12 protein-coding genes and 2 tRNA genes are annotated in these 16,993 nt (G+C 45.9%); 12 read left to right on the forward strand and 2 right to left on the reverse strand.

The features are described 5' to 3' along the window. Positions 1-25 precede the first annotated feature (25 nt). The 3 genes from phaR to AOC21_RS04785 all read left to right on the forward strand — a co-directional run bounded on the left by phaR (position 26) and on the right by AOC21_RS04785 (position 3,224). Complete coding sequence (gene phaR / locus AOC21_RS04775) at positions 26-586, forward strand: polyhydroxyalkanoate synthesis repressor PhaR (RefSeq protein ID WP_215392617.1); 561 nt, start codon at positions 26-28, stop codon at positions 584-586. 2 nt (positions 587-588) lie between these two features. Then, positions 589-1,947 (forward strand): 30S ribosomal protein S12 methylthiotransferase RimO, encoded by a 1,359-nt coding sequence (rimO, locus tag AOC21_RS04780; RefSeq protein WP_215392618.1) that lies wholly within the window; start codon positions 589-591, stop codon positions 1,945-1,947. A 92-nt stretch (positions 1,948-2,039) separates the two neighbouring features. Beyond that, positions 2,040-3,224, forward strand: a complete 1,185-nt coding sequence (locus AOC21_RS04785) for an acetyl-CoA C-acyltransferase family protein (RefSeq protein ID WP_215392619.1) — start codon at positions 2,040-2,042, stop codon at positions 3,222-3,224. Between the two features lie 44 nt (positions 3,225-3,268). Here the strand turns inward: AOC21_RS04785 and serB are convergent, their stop codons facing one another. Together serB and mfd are read right to left on the reverse strand one after the other, a co-directional pair. After that, entirely contained in the window at positions 3,269-4,159 is an 891-nt protein-coding gene (gene serB, locus AOC21_RS04790) for a phosphoserine phosphatase SerB (RefSeq protein ID WP_215392620.1), read from the reverse strand. A 21-nt stretch (positions 4,160-4,180) separates the two neighbouring features. Beyond that, the gene (mfd, locus tag AOC21_RS04795) at positions 4,181-7,723 is read right to left on the reverse strand and encodes a transcription-repair coupling factor (protein ID WP_215392621.1); all 3,543 of its coding nucleotides are present in this window, start codon (positions 7,721-7,723) and stop codon (positions 4,181-4,183) included. A 23-nt stretch (positions 7,724-7,746) separates the two neighbouring features. Here mfd and ispD point away from each other — a divergent pair, with 23 nt between their 5' ends. The 9 genes from ispD to AOC21_RS04840 all read left to right on the forward strand — a co-directional run bounded on the left by ispD (position 7,747) and on the right by AOC21_RS04840 (position 16,993). Continuing rightward, positions 7,747-8,496: a 2-C-methyl-D-erythritol 4-phosphate cytidylyltransferase gene (gene ispD / locus AOC21_RS04800; RefSeq protein ID WP_215392622.1), complete on the forward strand. Its 750-nt coding sequence runs from the start codon at positions 7,747-7,749 to the stop codon at positions 8,494-8,496. A 13-nt stretch (positions 8,497-8,509) separates the two neighbouring features. Next, on the forward strand, positions 8,510-9,013 hold the full coding sequence (ispF, locus tag AOC21_RS04805) for a 2-C-methyl-D-erythritol 2,4-cyclodiphosphate synthase (protein ID WP_215392623.1): 504 nt from the start codon (positions 8,510-8,512) through the stop codon (positions 9,011-9,013). 77 nt (positions 9,014-9,090) lie between these two features. Then, positions 9,091-9,177: transfer RNA gene (locus tag AOC21_RS04810), tRNA-Leu, on the forward strand. 56 nt (positions 9,178-9,233) lie between these two features. Further along, positions 9,234-10,571, forward strand: a complete 1,338-nt coding sequence (gene tig / locus AOC21_RS04815; RefSeq protein ID WP_215392624.1) for a trigger factor — start codon at positions 9,234-9,236, stop codon at positions 10,569-10,571. A 41-nt stretch (positions 10,572-10,612) separates the two neighbouring features. Next, a complete protein-coding gene (gene clpP, locus AOC21_RS04820; RefSeq protein WP_215392625.1) occupies positions 10,613-11,242 on the forward strand; it encodes an ATP-dependent Clp endopeptidase proteolytic subunit ClpP in 630 nt (209 codons plus the stop codon). Between the two features lie 20 nt (positions 11,243-11,262). Then, complete coding sequence (gene clpX, locus AOC21_RS04825; RefSeq protein WP_215392626.1) at positions 11,263-12,624, forward strand: ATP-dependent Clp protease ATP-binding subunit ClpX; 1,362 nt, start codon at positions 11,263-11,265, stop codon at positions 12,622-12,624. A gap of 190 nt (positions 12,625-12,814) precedes the next feature. Beyond that, on the forward strand, positions 12,815-15,247 hold the full coding sequence (gene lon / locus AOC21_RS04830) for an endopeptidase La (RefSeq protein WP_215392627.1): 2,433 nt from the start codon (positions 12,815-12,817) through the stop codon (positions 15,245-15,247). Positions 15,248-15,353: 106 nt separating this feature from the next. Beyond that, positions 15,354-15,429: transfer RNA gene (locus AOC21_RS04835), tRNA-Val, on the forward strand. Between the two features lie 100 nt (positions 15,430-15,529). Next, a complete protein-coding gene (locus AOC21_RS04840; RefSeq protein ID WP_215392628.1) occupies positions 15,530-16,993 on the forward strand; it encodes a peptidylprolyl isomerase in 1,464 nt (487 codons plus the stop codon).

Consider the following 16,993-nt stretch of genomic DNA (forward strand, 5'->3'; position numbering starts at 1 on the left):
TGCAGTAAAAAAAGTAAGGAAAAAAATGGTTACCCGCGCTAAACGAGCTGGCGAAGATCGCCTCATCAAGAAATATCCAAATCGCCGTCTCTACGATACGCAGACTAGTACCTATGTCACCTTGTCTGATATTAAGAATTTGGTGATGGCAAATGAAGTATTCAAGGTAGTGGATGCTAAAACCGAAGAAGACTTAACGCGCAACATCTTGCTGCAAATTATTCTTGAAGAAGAAGCTGGTGGTGCACCAGTTTTCTCTACTCAAATGCTTTCTCAAATCATTCGCTTTTATGGAAACTCCATGCAAGGATTGATGGGTAATTATCTTGAAAAGACCATGCAATCTTTTGTGGATATCCACAATAAGCTTGGCGACCAAACTAAGGGACTAGGTGCTGGTAGTACACCTGAAGCCTGGTCGCAGATGATGAACCTACAAAACCCGCTCATGCAGGGTTTGATGGGTAACTATATGGAGCAGAGCAAAGATCTTTTCATCAAAATGCAAGAGCAAGTACAGGGCTCGCAAAATATTTTTGGAAATTTTCCGTTTACAGCTCAGCCTAACAAAACTGAAAAAGAATAGTTGTGGCCGGTAAAATTGGATTTGTATCCTTAGGATGCCCTAAGGCGCTTGTAGATTCTGAGCTAATTCTGACGCAACTAAGTGCCGAAGGTTACGAGACTGCCAAAGATTATTCTGGCGCGGATCTTGTGGTTGTTAACACCTGTGGTTTTATCGATTCTGCAGTTGAGGAAAGTCTCTCTGCTATTGGTGAGGCCTTAGCAGAGAACGGTAAAGTGATTGTGACTGGTTGCTTGGGTGCCAGAAAAAATGCCGACGGCAGCGACCTCATCTCCAGCATTCACCCTAAAGTTCTCGCTGTTACAGGCCCTCACGCCACTGACGAGGTGATGCAAGCAATTCACTTACATTTGCCTAAGCCACATGATCCTTTTATAGATTTGGTCCCACCAGCAGGTGTGAAGCTCACTCCTAAACATTACGCCTATCTCAAAATTAGCGAAGGTTGTAATCACCGTTGCACTTTCTGCATCATTCCCAATATGCGTGGCGATCTAGTTTCGCGACCAATTGGCGAGGTTTTGCTTGAAGCTAAGCGCTTATTTGAGTCGGGTGTAAAAGAGTTGTTAGTTGTTTCGCAAGATACCAGTGCCTATGGTGTTGATATTCAGTACCGCACAGGCTTTTGGGATGGCAAACCCGTGAAAACCAAAATGTTTGATTTGGTTAACGCCTTAAACCAAATTGCGCGTGAGCATCAGGCTTGGGTGAGACTTCACTATGTCTATCCTTATCCCCACGTAGACGATGTTCTTCCTTTGATGGCTGAATTCTCAGAGCATGGTTATGGTGTTCTGCCGTATTTAGATATTCCATTGCAGCATGCGCACCCTGATGTCTTGAAGCGCATGAAGCGTCCCGCTAGCGGCGAGAAAAATATTGAGCGCATTTCAGCATGGCGCCAAGCTTGCCCTGATTTGGTGATTCGCAGTACTTTTATCGCAGGCTTTCCTGGTGAAACCGAGGAAGAGTTTGAATATTTACTCAACTTCCTTGACGAGGCGCAAATTGATCGGGCGGGTTGTTTTGCTTATTCACCAGTTGAAGGTGCGACCGCTAATCAATTGGACAATCCGGTTCCTACTGATCTTCGTGAAGAGCGCCGCGCCAGATTTATGGCAAAAGCCGAGGAAATTTCGATTAAGCGACTTGCTAAAAAAATAGGCAAGCGCATCCAGGTCATCATTGATCGGGTGGACGAGCAGGGTGGAATTGGCAGAACTATCGGTGATGCCCCTGAAATCGATGGTCTAGTGAGGGTTTTGCCGCCAAGTAAGCCTTCCAAACGCTATCGTGCCGGTGAAATCATTCGCGTAACCGTCATTAGCTCCCAAGGGCATGACCTAATAGCCGAAACTTGACGGATCGAATAAAAATGATAGCTGGATCATTTAATTAGTACTTGTTTAGTGCAGTGTCAGCCCATTAATTGGGCTTAGCAAAGGGGATTGATATGAGTCGTGATGTCGTTGTCTTAAGTGCAGTTCGTTCCGCAATTGGCACCTTTAACGGTGCTCTCAGCAGTTTTGAGCCATCTGAGCTTGGCGGCATCGTAATGAAAGAGGCGGTTGCTCGCTCGGGTGTAGATCCTGCGCTTATTAATTACATTACTGTGGGTAACACTATCCCTACAGATAGTCGCTATGGTTATGTTGCACGTGTAGCCTCAATCCAAGCTGGCTTGCCAATGGAATCTGTGGCAATGGCTTTAAATCGTTTGTGCAGCTCTGGCTTGCAGGCGATCGTAACAACTGCTCAGCAAATTATGTTGGGTGATTGTGATTACGGTATTGGCGGTGGCGTTGAAGTCATGTCTCGTGGCATGTATGGTTCTCCAGCAATGCGCAGTGGTGCGCGTATGGGTGATACCAAGATGATCGACCTGATGGTTGGTATTTTGACTGACCCATTTGGCGTTGGTCACATGGGTGTTACAGCTGAAAATCTTGTTGAAAAATGGAAATTAACACGTGATGAGCAGGACGCTCTTGCGGTCGAGTCTCATCGTCGTGCGGCAAATGCCATTAAAGAGGGCCGCTTTAAATCTCAGATCGTGCCAATCACTATTAAAACTCGTAAGGGTGACGTAGTGTTTGATACCGATGAACATGTCAAGCCAGAGACCACCATGGAAACACTTGCCAAGATGAAGGCAGTGTTCAAAAAAGAGGGTGGCTCAGTAACGGCTGGCAATGCATCAGGCATTAATGATGGTGCCGCATTCTTTGTATTAGCTGATGCTGAAACTGCGAAGAAGGCTGGTCATAAGCCAATCGCCCGTTTGGTATCTTATGCTGTGGCTGGAGTTCCAAACCACATCATGGGTGAAGGCCCAATCCCGGCAACCAAAATCGCTCTCGAGCGTGCTGGACTCAAATTAGATCAAATGGATGTGATTGAGTCTAATGAAGCATTTGCTGCGCAAGCTTTAGCAGTGACTAAGGGCTTAGGTTTAGATCCAGCTAAGACCAACGTAAACGGCGGCGCTATTGCCTTAGGACACCCAATTGGTTGTTCCGGCGCTGCGATTGCTACTAAGGCAATCCATGAGTTACAACGCGTTCAAGGTAAATATGCTTTGGTAACGATGTGTATTGGTGGTGGTCAAGGTATTGCGACCATTTTTGAGCGCCTGTAAGGATATACAAGCGTAAGTATTACGCTGAACTCTTGGGTAAAAACTTAAGAGATCAGTAGTAGAGCAGCATCTAAGCCGACTCGGTCAAAAGCCGCGTCGGCTTTTTCTTTAACAACCGGTTTTGCTTGGTAGGCAACGCTAATGCCCGAACCATTCATCATGATTAAATCATTAGCGCCATCACCCATAGTGATGGCATTTGCCTTAGTGCAACCAAGTCGAGAGCAAGCCTCATCTAAATGAGCGGCCTTAGCTGCTCCATCGACGATTTCACCGAGTACTTTTCCAGTGAGCTTGCCATCAACGATTTCTAATGTATTGGCTTGTGTTTGTTTAAAGCCTAATTGCTGACGTAACTTTTCGGTGAAGAAAGTAAAGCCGCCGGATACTAGGAGGGTATACATACCGCGTTCATTGGCACCAGCCAAAAGCTCAACTGCACCAGGATTGGGGCGCAAGCGCTCGCGATAAACGGATTCGAGGGCATCAGCGTGGACGCCCTCAAGCAATGCAACACGTCTGCGCAAACTCTCTTTAAAGTCTTTAATTTCACCGCGCATTGTGGCTTCAGTAATTTCTGCAACAGCGGATTTCTTGCCTGTGAAATCGGCGATCTCATCGATACATTCGATGTTAATTAAGGTTGAGTCCATATCCATCGCCAAAACACGAATATCTTGCGGCACTAGATTAGACCTAAGAAAGCATAGGTCAGCATTAAAGCTTGCGGCAATAGATCTTAGCTGTTCACGTTGTGCGGTATCTAAATGGCTGTTCGATTCAAAACGCTCGACATAGTAAGCCCCATTTCCCACCTGTCCACCGATAGAGTGAAGCGAGACTCCAAACGTCAAGGCTTGATCCTTTAAAGAAAAGACCAGCTTCTCAGCTATAGGATCTCTGGATAGAGCAACAAGGACTGGGTAATTGGACATGGCTCAATAATAATCGGATTATTAGCTGACTTTTGCCGAGCTCAAGACTGCTGATTCGTTGAGGCGCCGCAAGATATTGCGAATGGCATCCAGGCGCTGCTCAAGCTTCTCAAACTCACGATCCTTTTGGGGGAGTACTTTTAACTTGTCCTGACCATTTAGCTGGATGTGCTTCGAAGACTGGATGAGTTGAATGATCTTCATTGGGTCGATGGGCGGGTTCGGTACAAATTGAATCTGAATTGATGCAGGCGTTGCATCAATCTTCTTAATGCCAAAACCTGCCATCTCCAAACGTAGGCGATGAGTCTCATAAAAAGATTTGGCTTGGTCTGGAAGGTCACCAAATCGGTCTACCAACTCTTCTCGTAAACCCATGAGCTCTGAGAAATCATTTGTTCCAGCAAACCGTTTATATAGAGACAGGCGCTCATGGACATCGGGACAATAATCTTCAGGAAATAATGCAGGTACACCAAGATTGACATCAGTAGTTGCTTGAAGTGGCGAGAGTAAATCAGGTTCCTTACCGCTGCGCAAAGACTTCACTGCGCGATTCAGCATTTCGGTATAAAGCTGAAAACCAATCTCATGAATCTCACCAGACTGTTTATCACCCAACACTTCCCCGGCCCCGCGTATCTCAAGATCATGCATAGCCAAATAGAAACCAGAACCCAGTTCTTCCATCGCTTGAATCGCATTAAGGCGTAACTGCGCTTGCTTGCTTAATGCTTCGGGATCGGGAACCAGTAAATAGGCATAAGCCTGGTGATGTGATCGACCTACACGACCCCGCAATTGATGCAGCTGAGCTAAGCCAAACTTATCAGCGCGATGCATGATGATGGTATTGGCAGTTGGAACATCAATACCAGTTTCAATAATCGTAGTGCACAGCAAAATATTGGTTCGCTGCGTAACAAATTCTCGCATGACGGATTCCAGCTCGCGTTCATGCATTTGTCCATGAGCAACGCTAATGCGCGCCTCGGGAATCAGTTCTTGTAAGGCGTGCTTACGATTCTGAATAGTTTCTACTTCGTTGTGCAAGAAGTAGACCTGACCACCACGCTTGATTTCTCGTAATACTGCTTCACGAATGACGCCATCACCCTCACGTCTCACGAAGGTCTTAATAGCTAAACGCTTCTGTGGAGCAGTAGCGATGATAGAGAACTCACGTAATCCTTCCATAGCCATACCTAAGGTTCTTGGGATGGGGGTGGCGGTAAGCGTGAGGATGTCTACTTCAGCACGTAAGGCTTTTAGAGCGTCCTTTTGGCGCACTCCAAAGCGATGCTCTTCATCAACAATCACTAAGCCCAAATTGGCAAACTGGGTTTCCTTGGAAAGGAGTTTGTGAGTGCCAATAATGATGTCCGCATCACCTTTGGCGATGGCTTCAAGCGCTGCATTAATTTCTTTAGTAGTTTTAAAGCGAGACAATTCAACAATGCGCACTGGCCAATCAGCAAAGCGATCTTTCCAGGTGGCTACATGTTGTTCTGCAAGCAGAGTAGTTGGAGCCAAGATAGCAACTTGTTTGCCACCCATGACAGCAACAAAACTTGCTCGTAATGCGACCTCTGTTTTGCCAAAGCCAACATCACCGCAAACTAGCCGATCCATTGGTGTGCCGCTCGTCATATCGCCGATTACCGCCGCAATCGCGTTGGCTTGGTCAGGTGTTTCTTCAAAGCCAAAGCTCTCGGCAAAGGCTGCATAGTCATGAGCCGAGAATTCAAAGGCATGACCCTTACGAATCGCCCTGGCTGCATACAGACCCAATAGTTCTGCGGCCGTATCTCGTATCTGTTGGGCAGCCTTGCGTTTGGCTTTGTCCCACTGACCTGAGCCTAGTTGATGCAGTGGTGCAGAATCGGGGTCTGAACCTGCATAGCGGGTGACCATCTGCAACTGTTGAACGGGAACGTATAAGGTAGCGTCACCTGCATATTGAAGATGAAGAAATTCTTCAAAAATAGGGGCTTCTTTTGGCGGCGCCAAATTCAGAAGTACCAAGCCTTGGTAGCGTCCGATGCCATGCTCTGCATGTACTACAGGATCGCCGATCTTGAGTTCAGAGAGATCCTTAAAGAGCATGTCGGGATCGGCGCTCTCACTTGCTTTGCCTTTGCGCCGCTGTCTTGCGGTTGTGGTGAATAGCTCTGCCTCGGTAATTACGAGAAGATTTTCAGCAGGCCATGAAAAACCGTTAAAGAGAGGAGCTGTTACTAGGCCAAATAAAGAATCGCTCTTAATAAACTCTGCAATGCTGTCAAAGCCCTCAGGCTTTAAGGGGTAGAGCGCCTTGCCATCATGGCCAGCAACCGAATTGCTTTCATCAAAGAGCTGTCGAATAGATTCTTTGCGGCCAGCACTATCGCTACAAACTAATACGCGAACCTTTTCTGAGGCCACTACCTTACGAAGGAGGTTAATCGGGTCGGTATCACGACGATGAACCGCAATATCGGGCACTGCGAGGAATTGGCTCTTCTCTGTGGTTTCCTTTTCGAGTGTTAGTCGTGCATATGATTTAGATGTGGTGAAAAATTCATCCACATCCAAGAACAGTTCTTTTGGTGGAAGAATTGGCCTATCTAAATCATGCTTGAGGAACTCATAGCGTGAGAGCGTATCTTTCCAAAAGCCTTTGATGGTCTCTTCAACATCTCCAATAGAGACTAGCCAAACCGGGTCGCCTGAGCGAGGGAAGTAGTCAAATAGATTGGATTGCTCTTCAAAAAATAAGGGTAGATAGGATTCGATACCCGCACTAGGTATTCCTAAATTAGCATCTTTATAAATGGAGCACCGGGTAGGGTCACCCTCAAAGACCTCTCGCCAACGTCCTCTAAAAGCAGTGCGTGAGGTATCGTCAAACGGAAACTCGTGTCCAGGCAGTAGGCGGACTTCTTTAACGGGATAAAGGCTTCGTTGTGTGTCAGGATCAAATGCACGAATTTGCTCAATCTCATCACCGAATAAATCTAGGCGGTAAGGTAAATTGGATCCCATCGGAAATAAATCAAACAGACCACCGCGAATGCTGTATTCGCCTGGACGCATCACGGCACTCACTGGATCATAGCCAGCCTGCTGCAGCTGAAGCTTTAATGCAGCTTCGTTCAGCTTGTCGCCCTGTCTGAAGAAGAAGGTGTGGCCAGATAAAAAGTTTGGTGGCCCCAGTCTTTGTAATGCAGTGGTTACTGGAACCAAAACAATATCGCAACTGCCATTAAGTAATTCATAAAGAGTAGCGAGTCGCTCGGAGACCAAATCCTGATGCGGTGAAAAATGATCGTAGGGAAGGATTTCCCAATCGGGAAGAAGTCTGGTTTTCAGCTGCGGCGCAAAAGCGGGGATTTCTTCCAAAAGTCGCTGGGCTTCTTGGGCTTGAGCGCAGAAAATCACCATTACCGAAAACTGATTGCGATAGCGTAGGGCGGTTTGAGCTATTAAAGCAGCATCTGCTGAACCAACCAGCCCTGAAAAGGTAAAGCGCTGCCCAGCCCGCGGAGCAGGTATGGGGGGTACGAGATTTAATGCGTCAGACATCTCAGCTCATTATAGAATCAGGCATGGGTTCTGGAAATCAATCGAACAAGCGGTGCCATGCACTTTTGCCAACGGCAGGCACAGGCTCCCGTCTGGGCGGGGAGTTACCTAAACAGTTCCAGCAACTGGCGGGTAAGCCGATGGTTGCTTATGCACTGGAAGCATTTCAGGAGTGTCCACATATTGAGACTATCTGGCTTGGCGTAAGCCCCGGTTTTCTTATTAATCCAATATTGCAGGATCTTGCAAAGGCCGGGTCAGAGATTCATGTGGTGCCAACAGGCGGTCTAACGAGGCAAGAAACTGTTCGCAATACGCTGTCCTCAATGATGAAGTCCGGAATCCCTGAGGATGATTGGATACTGGTTCACGATGCAGCTAGACCGGGAATTACTCCGGCATTAATTGAGAAGTTAATAAGCGCAGTGAAAGCGTCTAATCGCGGGGGCATCTTGGCCATTCCGCTTGCTGACACCTTAAAGCAGGCAGACCTAGATTCAGTGATTGCTGGAAACATGCCGCACTCAGAAAGAACGATTCCAAGAGAGCATCTCTGGCAGGCTCAAACCCCGCAAATGTTTGGATTAAAGCAATTGCATGATGCGCTTGAGAATGCAATCCGTCTTGAGGCAGATGTGACGGATGAGGCTAGTGCGATTGAGTTATCTGGCAATAAGCCTTTATTGATTGAAGGTGCTGCCCGCAACTTTAAAGTGACACACCCAGCCGATTGGGATTTGATGCAATTACTTTTGAGCTCAGGTGCTAAGTAAAGAATATACCTCTATGAATCAATCCAATCCGCACATTCCACAATTTCGCATAGGTCAAGGTTACGATGTCCATGCCTTGGTCGCTGATAGAAAGCTGATCTTGGGCGGCGTTCATGTACCTTTTGATAAGGGTTTATTGGGACATTCTGATGCAGATGCTTTATTGCATGCCTTAACGGATGCCTTGCTAGGGGCGGCTGGTTTGAATGATATTGGGCAGCTATTCCCAGATACAGATCCCCAATTTAAGGATATGGATAGCCGAATTCTGCTCAGAGCAGCCCTACAAAAAGTCCAAGCAGCAGGTTTTCAGATTGGCAATGTGGATGCCACCATCATTTGCCAGAAGCCAAAATTAGCTGATTTTTTGCCAGAAATGGTCCGTAATATCGCCGCTGATTTGGCTGTGACCCCCAGCCACGTCAATCTCAAGGCCAAGACGAATGAATCTCTTGGCCATTTAGGTAGAGGCGAGGGTATTGCTGTCCACGCGGTAGCTTTGCTCTACAAGGCCTAAAAGATCCTCTAAAACCCCAAGCATTGTAGAATTACGGTCTTTAGAGTGAAGTCTAAGCTTGGCAGTTTGCGGATATCGCGAGGATGGCGAAATTGGTAGACGCACCAGGTTTAGGTCCTGACGCCAGAAATGGTGTGGGGGTTCGAGTCCCCCTCCTCGCACCACAAGATTGCTACTTGGCTTGGACTTCACATTTCCAGATTTAAATTAAGAGACGAGAATGGCTGTGCAGATAGAAAATTTAGGTTCACTAGACCGCAAAATGACTTTGGAATTCGCTCGTGCCGATTTGGCAAAAGCGCGTGAAGCCCGTTTGGCAAAAGTTGGTAAGACCATGAAAATGGCAGGCTTTCGCCCAGGCAAAGTTCCTAAGAACCTCGTTGAAAAACAACATGGCATGCAAGTGGACTTTGAGCTCCAATTTGATAAGGCAGTTGAACTCTTTTATGAGGAAGCTCAGAAAGAGGGCGTTGCGTTAGCGGGTCAACCTCGCCTTGAACCAAAGAGCGAGCTTGATGCAGATAAGATTGTTTTTGAAGCCTTCTTTGAAGTCTTGCCAGAAGTAAAAATTGGTGACTTTAGCAAAGCGGAAGTAACTAAGTACGCAACAGATATTGGCGAAGCTGAAATTGATCGCGCTTTAGATGTATTGCGTAAACAGCAAGTTCATTACCATCCACGCGGAGAAGCTGGAGCCCACGGCGACGGCGGCTCTAATACTGCCGCTCAAAACGGTGATCAAGTGGTGATTGATTTTGTAGGCAAGATTGATGGTGTTGAGTTTGCTGGCGGTAAAGCAGAAAACTTTGAATACGTATTGGGCGAAGGTCGCATGTTGCCAGAGTTTGAAGCAGCTACTTTGGGTCTCAAGCCAGGGGAAAGCAAATCATTCCCATTAAGCTTCCCTGCTGATTACCATGGCAAAGATGTAGCTGGTAAAACTGCAGAGTTCACCATTACTGTTAAGTCAGTAAATTGGGCGCATTTGCCAACAGTAGATGATGCCTTTGCATTGTCTTTGGGTGTCACTGAAGGCGGTGTTGCTAAGATGCGCGCCGAAGTAAAAGAAAATTTAGATCGTGAAGTAAAGCGTCGCATTACATCATTGTTGAAAAATGAAGTAATGGACAAACTGAATAGCCTTTGTGAACTAGATGTGCCTAAGTCCTTGGTTGCTTCTGAGCAAGAGCGCTTGGTTGAAGGTGCACGTCAAGACTTGATGCAGCGCGGCGTTCCGAATGCAAAAGATGCCCCAATTCCTGCAGAGATTTTTGCAGAGCAAGCTACCAAGCGCGTTCGTCTTGGCTTGATTTTGAGCGAGCTAGTGAAGAAGCAAAATTTGGCGGCCACTGCCGATCAAATTAAAGCTGAAATTGATGATCAGGCTGCAACCTATGAAGATCCAAAAGAAGTGGTGCGTTGGTTCTACAGCAATCCAAGCCGTTTGAAGGATATTGAGAATCTCGTGCTAGAAGACAATGTGATCAAATATTTCACATCCCAAGCAAAAGTAAGCGATAAGGCTGTAAGCTTTGAAGAGTTGAGCAAGCTAAACTAAGTTAAACAAGAGTCATCCATTTACCCATAAAAGGTTTCAAAATGATCCACAACCATTCTCAGTCTGAAAATTTAGAACCGCAAGGCCTGGGCTTGGTTCCAATGGTGATTGAAACCTCTGGTAGAGGTGAGCGTGCTTATGACATCTATTCTAGATTATTGCGTGAGCGCGTTGTTTTCTTGGTTGGCGAAGTAAACGATCAAACTGCTAACTTGGTGATTGCTCAGTTACTATTCCTTGAGAGTGAAAATCCAGACAAAGAAATTTCTTTGTATATCAACTCACCAGGCGGATCAGTTTCGGCCGGTCTGGCGATTTATGACACGATGCAATTCATTAAGCCGCATGTCAGCACTCTGTGCATGGGCATGGCTGCCAGCATGGGTGCATTCCTATTGTGCGCTGGAGAAAAGGGCAAGCGTTATGCTTTGCCAAATTCGCGCGTGATGATTCATCAGCCATTGGGCGGCGCTCGTGGACAAGCGTCTGATATCGAGATTCAAGCTCGTGAGATTTTGTACTTGCGTGAACGCCTCAATAAAATTTTGGCTGATCGCACGGGTCAAACGATTGAAACAATTGCTAAAGATACTGACCGAGACAACTTTATGTCCGCAGACCAGGCGCAAGAATATGGCTTGATCGACAAAGTCATCGACAAACGTCCTTAATATATTATTAGACCCCTATCTTGAGCGATACCAACACCACAAATTCATCAGATAAAGTTCTGCATTGCTCTTTTTGCGGTAAGAGTCAGCATGAAGTTAAAAAACTCATCGCTGGCCCTTCTGTATTTATTTGTGATGAGTGTATTGATCTTTGCACCGACATTATTCAAGAAGAAATTGCTAAGCTTCCCAAGGAAGACGGTGATGACTCATTACCAACGCCGCATCAAATTCGTGAGAACTTGGACCAATATGTTATCGGTCAAGACCATGCCAAGAAAACACTAGCGGTTGCTGTCTACAACCATTACAAGCGCTTGCAGTATTTGCCAAAGCCTAAAAAAGAGAAATTGGACAAGGATGGTAAGCCAGTAGAGGGCGCAGATAAGAAAGAATCCAAGCTCCCAGCCAAAGCAATGGTTGATGGCGTAGAGCTGGCAAAGAGCAATATCTTATTGATCGGACCTACAGGCTCGGGTAAAACTTTGTTAGCGCAGACATTGGCCCGCATGTTGGACGTGCCATTTGTAATGGCTGATGCAACTACGTTGACTGAGGCAGGTTATGTTGGTGAAGATGTAGAAAACATCATCCAAAAGTTGTTACAAGCATGTGACTACAACGTAGAAAAAGCACAACGCGGCATCGTTTATATTGACGAGATCGATAAGATCTCACGTAAGTCCGATAATCCATCCATTACTCGTGACGTATCGGGTGAGGGTGTTCAACAAGCTTTGTTAAAGCTTGTTGAAGGCACGATGGCTTCTGTACCTCCACAAGGCGGTCGTAAGCATCCTAACCAAGATTTCCTGCAAGTAGACACAACCAATATTCTGTTTATCTGCGGTGGCGCATTTGATGGCTTGGAAAAGGTTATTCAGCAGCGTACTGCCAAAACCGGCATTGGATTTAATGCAACTGTTCCAGGTAAGGATGATCGTGGTGTAAGTGATCTCTTGATTGAAGTGGAGCCAGAAGACTTAATTAAGTTTGGCTTGATTCCTGAGTTGATTGGTCGCTTGCCAGTTGTTGCTACTTTGGCTCAATTGGATGAAGAGGCTTTAATTCAGATTCTGACCGAACCCAAAAATGCCCTAGTTAAGCAATATCAAGCACTTCTGACCATGGAAGGCGCTGAGCTTGAAGTGCGTCGTGAAGCACTCTCAGCTATCGCTAAAAAGGCGATTGCCCGCAAAACGGGTGCTCGCGGCCTTAGATCGATTCTTGAAGGATCATTGATGGATGTCATGTACGACCTGCCATCTCTTAAGAATGTTCAAAAAGTTGTTATCGACGAGGCTAGCATCGCTGAGGGTGGAAAACCACTTTTAGTCTACAAACAAGATGCCGAACAGGTTGATTTGAGCAAAAAAGCCTAAATTCTTAGGGTTTTTGCTATTTTTGGGGCTTTTTTGCCCCTTTTTTGTCTTTTTACCCCTTGTTTTTCTCTAAAGCCTACCCATATAGGTAGTATGCTACTCATGAATAATGTCTGTATTTAGTGGCTAATGATGTGATTGCTACTAAAAAGGATTTTTTGAGGTTTGATTACTTTGGAGGATTTGCCCCATGCCTGGCCACTTATTACTACCCTCTGAACCCATTCAACTACCTTTGCTCCCATTGCGGGACGTAGTTGTATTTCCTCATATGGTCATCCCGTTGTTTGTGGGACGCCCCAAATCGATTAAAGCCCTAGAGGCTGCCATGGAAACTGGCAAAAATGTCCTTTTGGTTGCCCAAAAGACAGCTGCTAAGGATGAGCCTGTCATTGAAGACCTCTATGAGGTAGGTTGCATTGCAAATATATTGCAAATGCTGAAGTTGCCAGATGGCACTGTAAAGGTGCTTGTTGAAGGCGTTCAGCGTGCAGAAGTCAGTCAAATTGAAGATAGTCTTGGTTACTTCAATTGTGAGGCAACTCCAACCGCTATTAATGCAATTGATGCTCATGAAACCGAAGCATTGCGTCGCGCGATCATGGCGCAGTTTGATCAATACGTAAAACTAAACAAAAAAGTACCTCAAGAGATTCTGTCTTCTTTGGGCGGCATTGATGACCCAAGTCGTTTGGCTGATACCATCTGTGCACACTTGCCTGTCAAGCTTGAGCAGAAGCAACGTTTGCTTGAAATGATGGATGTTGTTCAACGCTTAGAAAGCTTGCTTGCTGATCTCGAAAGTGAGATCGATATTCTTCAGGTTGAGAAACGCATTCGTGGACGTGTAAAGCGTCAGATGGAAAAGAGTCAGCGTGAGTACTACTTAAATGAGCAAGTAAAAGCAATTCAAAAAGAATTGGGTGAGGGTGAAGAGGGCGCAGATTTAGAAGAGCTAGAGAAGCGCATTAAAGCCGCACGCATGCCTAAGGAAGCGCTGAAGAAGGCGGAATCTGAGCTGAAGAAATTGAAGCTAATGTCGCCTATGTCTGCTGAGGCAACTGTGATCCGTAACTTTATTGATACGTTGGTGAATCTTCCTTGGAAGAAAAAAACCAAGATCAACAATGACCTTACCAATGCTGAGAAGGTGTTGGATGAGGATCACTATGGCCTAGACAAAGTCAAAGAGCGCATCTTGGAGTACCTCGCAGTTCAACAACGTGTTGATCGTGTAAAAGCGCCAATCCTTTGTTTGGTAGGGCCTCCTGGTGTTGGTAAGACCTCTTTGGGTCAATCTATTGCCCGCGCTACGAACAGAAAGTTTGTGCGTATGGCTTTGGGCGGTGTTCGTGATGAGTCTGAGATTCGTGGTCATCGTCGCACCTATATTGGTTCTATGCCCGGTAAGATTTTGACTAGCCTCACTAAGGTGGGCGTTCGCAATCCTTTATTCCTCTTGGATGAAGTGGATAAGATGGGGATGGATTTCCGTGGAGATCCAGCTAGTGCTTTATTAGAGGTTTTAGATCCAGAGCAAAATCACACCTTTCAAGATCACTATGTTGAGGTTGATTTTGATCTCTCAGATGTAATGTTTGTGGCCACCTCAAATTCCTTGAATATTCCTGGCCCATTGTTGGATCGTCTTGAGATTATTCGCTTGGCTGGTTATACAGAAGATGAAAAAACCAGCATTGCCGTGAATTATTTGATTCCAAAACAAATCAAAAATAATGGCCTGAAAAAGGACGAGCTCAAGATTGAAGATAGTGCTGTGCGTAATATGATTCGTTACTACACGCGTGAGGCTGGTGTGCGTTCATTAGAGCGTGAAATTAGCAAGATCTGTCGTAAGGTCGTCAAGCTTTTGCTCCTGAAGAAAGAGGCTGCCCCCGTTGTTGTTAATGCAGATAACCTAGAGAAATTCCTTTCTGTACGCATGTACGACTTTGGTTTGGCTGGTAAAGAAAATCAAATTGGACAAGTCACCGGCCTGGCATGGACTGAAGTCGGCGGTGATTTGCTCACCATTGAAGCGGCTGTTATGCCAGGTAAAGGTGTAATTACCCGTACAGGCTCGATCGGTGATGTGATGAAGGAGTCTGTTGAGGCTGCGCGTACAGTGGTTCGATCTAGAGCAAAACGTCTTGGCATTACCGACGAGTCGTTTGAGAAGAAGGATATTCACATTCACTTCCCAGACGGTGCAACTCCTAAAGATGGTCCATCTGCAGGCATCGCCATTACAACAGCCTTGGTATCTGTCTTTACTGGCATTCCAATTCGGGCAGACGTTGCCATGACAGGTGAAATTACACTTCGCGGTGAAGTCCTGCCAATTGGTGGTTTAAAAGAGAAGCTGTTGGCAGCACACCGTGGTGGAATTAAGTTGGCCTTAATTCCAGAGGAAAACGTGAAGGATCTCATCGACATTCCAGATAATGTTAAAAATGCGATTGAGATTATTCCCGTTCGATGGATTGATAAGGTTTTGGAGTTGGCACTAGAGCGTATGCCAGAAGCATTGCCTGATCCAACACCTGAAGAGCTAGCCAAAAAGGCTGCAGAAGCCAGTAAGGCTAGTGAAAAGGGTGCTGCTCCAGACGTTCTTAAGCACTGAAAATAGGGTGATTTTCCGTTAGGCTCACCGCATCTTTTGCGGTCGATTTAGCGGAAAATCCACCTAAAACCCATGTTTAGGTTACAATCTCAGCTGTAATATTTTGGGGCGCTTAGCTCAGTTGGTAGAGCGTCTGCCTTACACGCAGAATGTCGGGAGTTCGAGCCTCTCAGCGCCCACCAAACTATTACGAATCATCTCAAGCCTACTCAGGCATTTCAATACCATTTCCCTTCAGCCCTAGTAAACTCCTAGTATTCATTTTTACTAGCGAACTTTTACATGTTTGATACCGTCCGTAAGCACCAGCGAATCCTGCAGTTTGTATTAATGCTTTTGATCGTTCCTTCCTTTGCTTTTTTTGGCATCTCAAGCTATTCCAGCTTTTTGGACAAAGAAACTGATCTTGTCAAAATCAATGGCAAACCCATTACTGCGCAAGAAGTAGATTCTGCTGCAAAACGCCAGGCAGAACGCGTTGGTGGAAACGCGCAAATTGCGCAGAGCCTTCAGTTTAGACAGGCAATCTTGAATGAGTTGTTGCAACAACGCATTCTAGGATTTGCGGTTAATAATTTGCGCTTACAGGTTGGCAAGGAAGCCCTTGTAAAGAGTTTGCAAAATATTCCGCAAATTCGTGCCCTCTATAAACAAGACGGTAGTTTTGACGATGCGCGCTTCAAGCAATTATTGGCAAGCAACGGATTAAATGAAGAGCAGTTTTACGCAAGCCAAGCCTTTGATTTGAAAATCAGTCAACTAGTGAACTCTGTGGCTCGTACAGAAATTGGTAACCCAAAATTATCTGAAATCGTTTCAACTCTGTATGAGACAGAGCGCCAAGTTCAAGCTTTATCGTTTGATGCAAAAGATTACCTTTCCAAGGTGAACCCTTCGCAAGAGGAGCTTCAAGCTTTTTATAACGCAAATACCAAGCTTTTTGAGAGTCCTGAATACGTGGACGTCGAGTACATTGTTCTGAAGGCTGATCCTAAGGACGATGCTAAGGTATTTGGTGAAAAAGCAGATCAATTCGCCAACATGACTTATGACCAGTCTGATAGTTTGAAGCCAGCTGCAGATAAATTAAAGCTCAACGTCCAAACCCAGAAAGGTGTCACTCGCTCTGGAGCAACTGGGGTATCTAAAGATCACCCGCTAGCCAATCCTAAGGTTGTTCAATCTTTGTTTGGTGATGAGGTCGTTAAGAACAAGCGCAATATTGAGGCAGTACAAACCTCACCAGGTGTTTTTGTTTCAGCCCGAGTAATCACCTTTCACCCAGCCCAAACTTTGCCATTCAAAGAGGTTGCTGTAGAGGTGAAACGTCAAGTAAGCCAGCGTATGGCTGAGAAGTTGGCAATTAGTGCTGCAGCAGATCGCTATGCTGTTTTGCAAAAAGATTCGAAGAGCGCTTCTGGTTTTGCTAGTCCGATTTGGGTATCTCGTAACAAGCCTGGTAATTTGGTAGGCGGGGCGCTTGATGATGTGATGTCAGTGAACCCAGACAAATTTCCTGTGGTGATATCTGTTCAAAATCCTGGTGTTGGCACGATTTTGTATCGCGTAGATCAAGTGCGCCAACCCACTGGTGTTGATACAAAGGTACATAAGGCGCAAGCCCAGCAGATACAAGCCTTGGCTGCCCAGGCTGAGTTTGCGGGCTTTATGGCCTATTGGCGTGATGTGGCTGGAGTGAAAGTCATCAACCCACTGAAGCCACCATCTTCAGGCTCTGGTAGCTAA

Source organism: Polynucleobacter sp. VK25 (assembly GCF_018687355.1).
GTDB lineage: Bacteria > Pseudomonadota > Gammaproteobacteria > Burkholderiales > Burkholderiaceae > Polynucleobacter.